Consider the following 7,517-nt stretch of genomic DNA (forward strand, 5'->3'; position numbering starts at 1 on the left):
TACACCGGACTTCCGCCGGCACCCTCGTACCCGACCCCCTCGGCCTCACCACGGACGGCGCCGCCGTACCCCGTGCTGCCACCGTCACCCCCGACCGCCCCCTTCCCCGGAACCCCGCGAGCCGCCCACGCCGCCCGTGCTCCCGCCGCCCCGGTCGCCCACGCCGCCAGGGCGCCGATCGCGCCGGCGCCCGCGCCCCACGCCGCGCCGAGCAGCAGGGCCGGGCCGAGGCGCCCGTGCAGGTCGAGGCCGGCCCCGAAGGCGTCGAAGCCGAGGACGGACAGGGAGGCGGTCAGGGACACGGCCGTGAGCCAGGCGAGCAGGGGCAGGGCGAGCGCGGTGGTGACACCGAGGCGCAGGCCGCACCGGGCGGCGAAGCCGAGGGCGCCGCCGGTCTGCCGCACCACCGGTGTGCGGACCGCCGTCAGGGCGCCGGCCAGCAGCATCGCCAGTGCCGCGGCCACGGCCAGCAGCCACACCCGGCCGTCCAGGCCGGCCAGTCGGCCCACTGTCACCGGCTGATCGGTGTGCGCCGCGAGGAGCTGGTCCAGCGGGTGGGGGAGGGACCGGGCGAGGACGCCGGAGGCGCGGCCGTCCCAGGGGACGAAGAGACCGAGGGGGAGGCCGAGCCCGATACCGTTCGGCGCACCGAGCAGGGCCGCACCGGCGATCCGCCCGGGATGGTCGTCGCCGATCGCCGCGTACGCCGCCGCGGCGAGCCCTGCCGCCACGGCCACCAGCACCACGGTGACTAGCGCCGACACCGGCGGCCGTACCACCCGGTGCACCGCGGACCACCCCGGCGGCAGCGGAGCGCGCCGGGAGGCGAGCAGGGCGATGAGCAGGACGCCGGCACACCGGAGCGCGCCGCCGAGCAGCGTGGCCGTCGTGTCCACCGTGAAGCCGACCGCTGCCTTGGCGTGGATCAGGTCGCCGAGACGGTGGGGCAGCAGTCCGCTCACGTCGCCGAGGCCGGGGATGCTCAGTCCGCCGCCTCCCCCGCCGCCGCCCGTGCCCGGCAGCCTGTCCAGTCCGAGCGAGCCGCCGTCGATCGTGACGACGTCGTGACCGGCCCAGGCGAGACCGCCGAGCAGCGCGACGAAGAGCGCGACCACCGTGCCCGCGCGGGCCAGGAGTTCGGCGGGTGCGACGACAACTCCGGCCGTGCGCAAGGACCGTAGGAAGAACCACGACAGCAGCACGGCACCGGCCAGACTCACCCCGAGTGGCGTGATCTCGATGGCCGTGTGGGCCTCGGCGCCTTTCAGTCCGAAGGCGGAGACATCGCCCGACGGCGTGACCGAACCACCCGCCCCGAGCGCCACAACGGCCGCCGTCATGGGGCCCAGTGAGCCTGCCGTGTCCGCTCCCAGGAGGTGCAGGCCGAGCGCGGCCGTGCCCGCCATGGCGATCAACGCCCAGCTCACCGCGGCGACCGCGGACAGCACAACGTCCGTCCAGGGCACCGTCGTGGCCCGCCGCGCGGTCTCGGCGTTCGTGGCAGACCTCATGTCAGACCCCCCGATCCGCGGCGCGGCACCGGAGCCGCGCTTGTCCCCCTCGCCGGGATTACCACTCTCCGGCCCGGTTTCAACCCCGTCAACGGGGCGAGTTGAAGCGTGCACGGGCGCCCGTTGACAAGGCCCGGGTTTCGGTCAGCGGGCCGGGCCTGAAATAGTTCCCCCCGATGTTCGACATCCCTAGACTCCCTGTGATGGGGGTAATTCGGGGGACAACTCAGTGGGGCATGGAGTGCCGGAACTCGTACTGGAATCAAACGGACGGACCTGGACGTTGGACCCGTCCAGGCCCTACACCCTCGGCCGCGATCCGCAGGGTGACATCGTCTTCGACGACGCCAGGGTGTCCTGGCGGCACGCCACGGTCAGCTTCAACGGCCGCAGTTGGGTCATCGAGGACCATGGCAGCACCAACGGCACGTTCGTGCAGGGCCGGCGGATCCAGCAGGTGGAGATCGGGCCGGGCGCGTCGCTGCACCTGGGCAACGCGACCGACGGACCGCGGCTGAACCTGTCGGGCGCCGCGGTCGGTCAGCAGCAGCCGGCGCCGTACGCCGCACAGGGCGCGGGGGCGCCGGGCTGGGCCCAGCAGGCATCCGCCGCGGCGCAGGCCGCCACACCGCCGCAGGCACAACAGGCACCGGCCGCGCCGCAGGCCGTACCGCACCAGGCGCCCGCGCCGCAGCAGGGCTGGCAGCAGCAGGCGCCCGCGTTCCCGCAGCAGCAGGCGGGGCCCGCGGATCAGTATGGGCAGAACACGCCCGGTGGTGACGCGGGGGCGCCGCCGGTCTACGGCGACCGCAGCCCGACCACCTTCCACCAGTTCGCCGTCGGCCGGGTGATGCGCATCGGCCGTGCCCTGGAGAACGACCTGGTCGTCTCCGACCTCCAGGTCTCCCGGCACCACGCCGAGTTCCACGCCACGCCGGACGGCCGGCTGGAGATCCGCGACCTCGGCTCGCACAACGGCACCTACGTCAACGGCCAGCCGATCCCCAAGGGCGGCTCGGTGCAGTTGGGCCCGGCCGACATCGTCGGCGTCGGCCACTCCACGTTCCGGATCGTCGGCGACCGGCTCGAGGAGTTCGTCGACACCGGTGAGGTCTCCTTCTCCGCCCGCCATCTGACCGTCACGGTCGACGGCGGCAAGCAGATCCTGAAGGACGTCTCCTTCGGCGTCCCGGAGAAGTCCCTGATCGCGGTCATCGGCCCGTCCGGTTCCGGCAAGTCGACCCTGCTCAAGGCGCTCACCGGCTACCGGCCCGCCAACCAGGGCGAGGTCCTGTACGACAACCGCAACCTGTACAAGCAGTTCGCCGAGCTGCGCCAGCGCATCGGTCTGGTCCCGCAGGACGACATCCTGCACAAGGAGCTGACCGTCAAGAAGGCCCTGAAGTACGCGGCCAAGCTGCGCTTCCCGGCCGACACCACCGCGGCCGAGCGCGACGCGCGCATCGACGAGGTGCTGCGCGAACTCAAGCTCGACATCCACAAGGACAAGAAGGTCACCTCCCTCTCCGGCGGTCAGCGCAAGCGTGTCTCGGTGGCCCTGGAGCTGCTCACCAAGCCGTCGCTGATCTTCCTGGACGAGCCGACCTCGGGCCTCGACCCGGGCATGGACCGCGACGTCATGCAGCTGCTGCGCGGCCTCGCAGACGACGGCCGTACGGTCCTCGTGGTCACCCACTCGGTGGCCGAGCTGGCTCTGTGCGACAAGCTGCTGGTGATGGCGCCGGGCGGCGCGGTCGCCTACTTCGGCCCGCCGGAGGAGGCGCTGAACTTCTTCGGTTACGACAGCTGGGCCGATGTCTTCTCCGCCTTCGAGAACTACCGCGACTACGACTGGGCGGGCCGCTGGAAGGGCTCGCAGCACTACCAGATGTACGCCGCAGACGTCGACGCCGTTGCCCCGCAGGCCGTACCGATGCATCCGATGCAGCCGATCAGGCCGCCCAAGCCGCAGGGCTGGGGCTCGCAGCTGGCCACGCTGATCCGCCGCTACGCCGCGGTGATCGCCTCCGACCGCGGCTTCATCGCCCTGATGTTCCTGCTGCCGGCCGTGCTCGGCGTGGTGAGCACGCTGATCCCCGCCGAGTACGGTCTCGGTCTCGGCCCCGCGCGGACCCACTTCACTAACCGGGACGGCAGCACGATCCTGCTCATCCTCGCCGTGGGCGCGTGCTTCGCCGGCGCCGCGAACTCCGTGCGTGAGCTGATCAAGGAACGGGTCATCTACGAACGCGAGCGGGCCACCGGCCTGTCCCGCTCGGCGTACCTGATGTCCAAGGTGATCGTGCTCGGCGCGATCACGATGCTGCAGGGCGGCATCATCGGCGCGATCGGCCTTCTCTTCCGCGGCGACAAGGTGCCGCAGGAGGGCCTGCTGCTGAAGAACTCGCCGGTCCTGGAGCTCACCCTGCCGATCATGGCGCTCGGCTTCACCTCGATGATGATCGGCCTGATCATCTCCTCGCTGGTGAAGACCGCCGAGAAGACCATGCCGCTGCTGGTGATGTTCGCGATCGTCCAGGTCGTCTTCACCGGCTGCCTCTTCCAGCTGCACGGCAAGGTCGGCGTCGATCAGATCTCCTGGCTGATGCCCGCCCGCTGGGCGGTGTCCGCGGCAGGCGCCACCGCCCAGCTGAACGTGCTGCTGCCCTGGGATCCCACCAACCCGGACCCGCTCTGGGACCACTCGCTCGGCCAGTGGTTCGCCGACATGGGCGTGCTGCTCGGTCTCGGTGTGCTCTGCGGCTTCGTCGTGGCCCGCTTCCTGCGCCGCCACGAGCCGGAGGTCATGCGCAAGTAACCGTGCCGGTACGACGCGAAGGGCGGCACCCCGCAATGGGGTGCCGCCCTTCGGCGTCACGTCGTTGAGGTCCGCGCCAGGCCTCAGTACGCGCTGTTGACGTTGTCCATCGAGCCGTACCGGTGGGCCGCGTAGTTGGCGGCGGCGGTGATGTTGGCGACCGGGTCGTAGATGTTCCACGACGTACCGGGCACGTGGTAGGCGTTGAAGGTGGGCTGGATCACCTGCAGCAGGCCCTTGGACGGGATGCCGTTGACGGCGTTGATGTCCCAGTTGTTGATGGCCATCGGGTTGCCCGAGGACTCACGCATGATGTTGCGGTGCAGACCGCTGTAGGAGCCCGGGATGCCGTGCTGCCTCATGATGTCCAGGGACTGACGGATCCAGCCGTCGAGGTTGTTGGCGTACGTCTTCGCGGCGACCGGCTGCATGTCGATGCGCTGGGCGGAGCGGCTCGCGGTCTCCGTCGCGGCGCGGTCCTGAGCGGCCTTCTTCGCGGCGGCCTCGGCGGCGGCCTTCTTCGCGGCCTCGGCACGCTGCTTGGCGGCGGCGGCCTCGTCGGCGGCCTTCTTCTGCGCGGCGAACGTGTCGAGCTTGACCGTCTGGGGGGCGAGCTGGTCGGTGACCGTGCCCTTGACGTTCTTCAGGGCCGTGCTCTCGGCGACCTGCGCGGCCGCGGCCGGGGAGCCGGTGGTGACGGTGTCGGCGTTGCTGGGGACGGCCGAGATGCAGATGGCGGCGGTGCCGAGAGCGGCGACGCCGGCGACGGCGATCCTGTGCTGCTTGGTCAGGGCAAGACGCTTGGTCAGGGCAAGACTATGAGCACGGTTGAGGATGTTCTTGGGCATGGCTGATGGACCTCTTCGATAGCGCGGAGGTCGCTCCTGCGTCCGCCGGGGGAATCGGCTCCTCCCACACGAACGCCGCGGGCCGCAGACCCACGGCGCTGAGCGACGGGAGCAATTCTTAGCTGGCGCAAAATCCCCAGGCAAAGGTGTGATGTACGATCCTCGATAGTGGATCACTGAAGGGCAAAACGGGACAGACTGGACCGTCTGTCCCGTTCATGTGGGGATGGTTTATCTCCTATGCCCGGTCGTACGTGATGTGGGCCCTATGCGCGGCCTCACATCGAGGACGTAACAGTTTCACCGTGAGTTGCCATCGCAACGCTCTGTGTGAGAGGTCTCCGCCGGGAGGATGAGATGCACGTCGCCGAACTCGTGCCACAGATAGAGCCCCCGGAGCGCCTCCTCGTAGGCACGGTCGACCGCGGCCCGCCCCGCCACCGCCTCCAGCATCAGCAGATGCGAGGCCTCCGGCTCGTGCAGCCCGGTCAGCAGCCCGTCCACCACCCGCACCCCGCGCTCGGGCGTCACGACCAGGTCCGTCCACCCCTCGGCCGCCCGCACCACCCCCTCCGGCCCCGCCGCCGACTCCACGGCCCGCACGGCGGTCGTACCCACGGCGATCACTCTGCCTCCCCCCGCTCTCACGGCGTTGACCAGCCGCGCCGACGCCTCCGGCACCGAGAACCGCTCCGGATAGGGCGGCTCGTGCACCTCCGCCGACGCCACCCCCGTGTGCAGCCTGACCGGCGCGAACTGCACCCCCCGGCTCACCAGCGCCGCCACCAGGCCCGCGGTGAACGGGCGCGCCGCACTCGGCATCTCCGCGCTGCCCTCCCCGTCCGGCGACGGCAGCGCGAACACCGTCTGGTACGCCGACAGCGGCTGGTCGCGCTCCGTATAGGAGTAGCGAATGGGCCGCCCGTGCGCCCGCAGCACCGCGCGGACGTCCCTGTCCGCCCGAGCCCACCACAGCCGCTCCCCGCGCGGGCTCAGCGGCTCCACCAGCACCAGCCGCCCCGCCCCCGGCAGCTCCACCTCCGTACCCCCACGCGTGCCCGTACGCGCGCGCGTGGTACCCCGCCCGTCCGGATCCCGTAGCTCGACCGCCCACCGGCCGTCGTCCCCGCGCGTGGAGAAATGCACCACCACGCGCGCGTGCCCGATCCGCCCGTCCACCGCGGCGGCCCGTGTGGGCGAGGTGTTCACCACCAGCAGGTCACCGGCCCGCAGCAGCCGCGGCAACTCCGGGAACCGGTGATGCCCGACCTCCGACCCGCGTGACACCAGCAGCCGTACGGCGTCCCGGTCCAGCCCCGGACCGCGCTGCTCGGCGGGCACGCGCGCGGACAGCTCCGGCGGAACCCTTCCCCACGCTCGAACCGGCTCGCGCGGGGGCCCCATGGTGACGGTCACCGCGCCTCCAGCAGCGCCGGCGCCGCGTACCGCCCGCTGGCCGGCCGTTCGTCCAGCAGTCGCAGGAACGCCGGTACGACCGTGTCCGGCGCCGGACGCGGATCGTCGTCGCCGGGTACGGCCGCCGCGTACAGCTCCGTCGCCATGTCCCCGGGATCCACCGCCCACACCCGCAGGCCGGGCTCCTCCACGCCCAGCACCGCCGTCAGCTGGTCCAGGGCCGCCTTCGAGGCGCCGTAACCGCCCCAGGTCTCGTACGCCTCGGCCGCCGCGTCCGAGCTGACCGCGACCACCGCCCCGGCCGGCGCCCGGCGCAGCAGCGGCAGCGCCTCACGGACCAGGCCGAGCGCGGCCACCACGTTCACCTCCAGCGCCCGCCGCAGCCCCTCCAGCGGCAGCTCGGCCAGCCGCACCAGCGGCTCCGCGCCCAGCGCGCTCGCATTGCTGACCAGCAGGTCGACCCCGCCCAGCCGGCGCGCGGCTGCCACCAGCGCGGCCCGGTGCCCGGCGTCCGTCACATCCCCGGCCCGCACCTCCACGCGCGTGCCGTGCCCTGCGATGCTCTCCGCGGCCTCCTTGAGCGCCTCGGCGCCCCGGGCGTCCAGCACCAGATCCCAGCCGCGCGCGGCCAGCGCTTCTCCGAGCGCCCGCCCCAGGCCCCTGGAGGCCCCCGTGATGATCGCCACCGGCATGACTACCGTCCCCTCGTCGCCTCCCGCCTCCGTCCGGCGGTGAGCACACCGTAGGAACGGCGCCGCCCCGGCCGCCTCGGACGCGAGCCGCAGAACGCAGGGGCCCTTCGCCGTACACCGCACGTCCGGGGCCCCGGGACCTAGGCCCTGTCGTCAAACTCCCGTCTGCCCCGCGACGCCATGCACGCTCCCCCACTGCCTCAAGGGCGTGGGAGGTGCCCCCACTCGCCGC

General features: G+C 72.2%; 5 protein-coding genes. 1 reads left to right on the plus strand and 4 read right to left on the minus strand.

The window, feature by feature from the left end; all coding sequences use genetic code 11:
• On the minus strand, positions 1-1,511 hold a 1,511-nt coding region (locus tag ACWC2T_RS25620; protein ID WP_450672691.1), incomplete at its 3' end, for a streptophobe family protein.
• 241 nt (positions 1,512-1,752) lie between these two features.
• Here ACWC2T_RS25620 and ACWC2T_RS25625 point away from each other — a divergent pair.
• On the plus strand, positions 1,753-4,329 hold the full coding sequence (locus ACWC2T_RS25625; protein ID WP_450672692.1) for an FHA domain-containing protein: 2,577 nt from the start codon (positions 1,753-1,755) through the stop codon (positions 4,327-4,329).
• 83 nt (positions 4,330-4,412) lie between these two features.
• On the opposite strand, the gene ACWC2T_RS25630 is transcribed toward ACWC2T_RS25625, so the two are convergent.
• From ACWC2T_RS25630 to ACWC2T_RS25640, 3 genes are all read right to left on the minus strand, one after another.
• Positions 4,413-5,177 carry a transglycosylase SLT domain-containing protein gene (locus tag ACWC2T_RS25630; protein ID WP_450672693.1) on the minus strand — a complete coding sequence of 255 codons (765 nt, stop codon included), beginning with the start codon at positions 5,175-5,177 and terminating at the stop codon, positions 4,413-4,415.
• A 300-nt stretch (positions 5,178-5,477) separates the two neighbouring features.
• Positions 5,478-6,581, minus strand: a complete 1,104-nt coding sequence (locus tag ACWC2T_RS25635) for an S-adenosylmethionine:tRNA ribosyltransferase-isomerase (RefSeq protein ID WP_450672698.1) — start codon at positions 6,579-6,581, stop codon at positions 5,478-5,480.
• Between the two features lie 8 nt (positions 6,582-6,589).
• A complete protein-coding gene (locus tag ACWC2T_RS25640; RefSeq protein WP_450672694.1) occupies positions 6,590-7,285 on the minus strand; it encodes an SDR family NAD(P)-dependent oxidoreductase in 696 nt (231 codons plus the stop codon).
• Between the last annotated feature and the right edge of the window lie 232 nt (positions 7,286-7,517).

Source organism: Streptomyces sp. NPDC001393 (assembly GCF_053597455.1).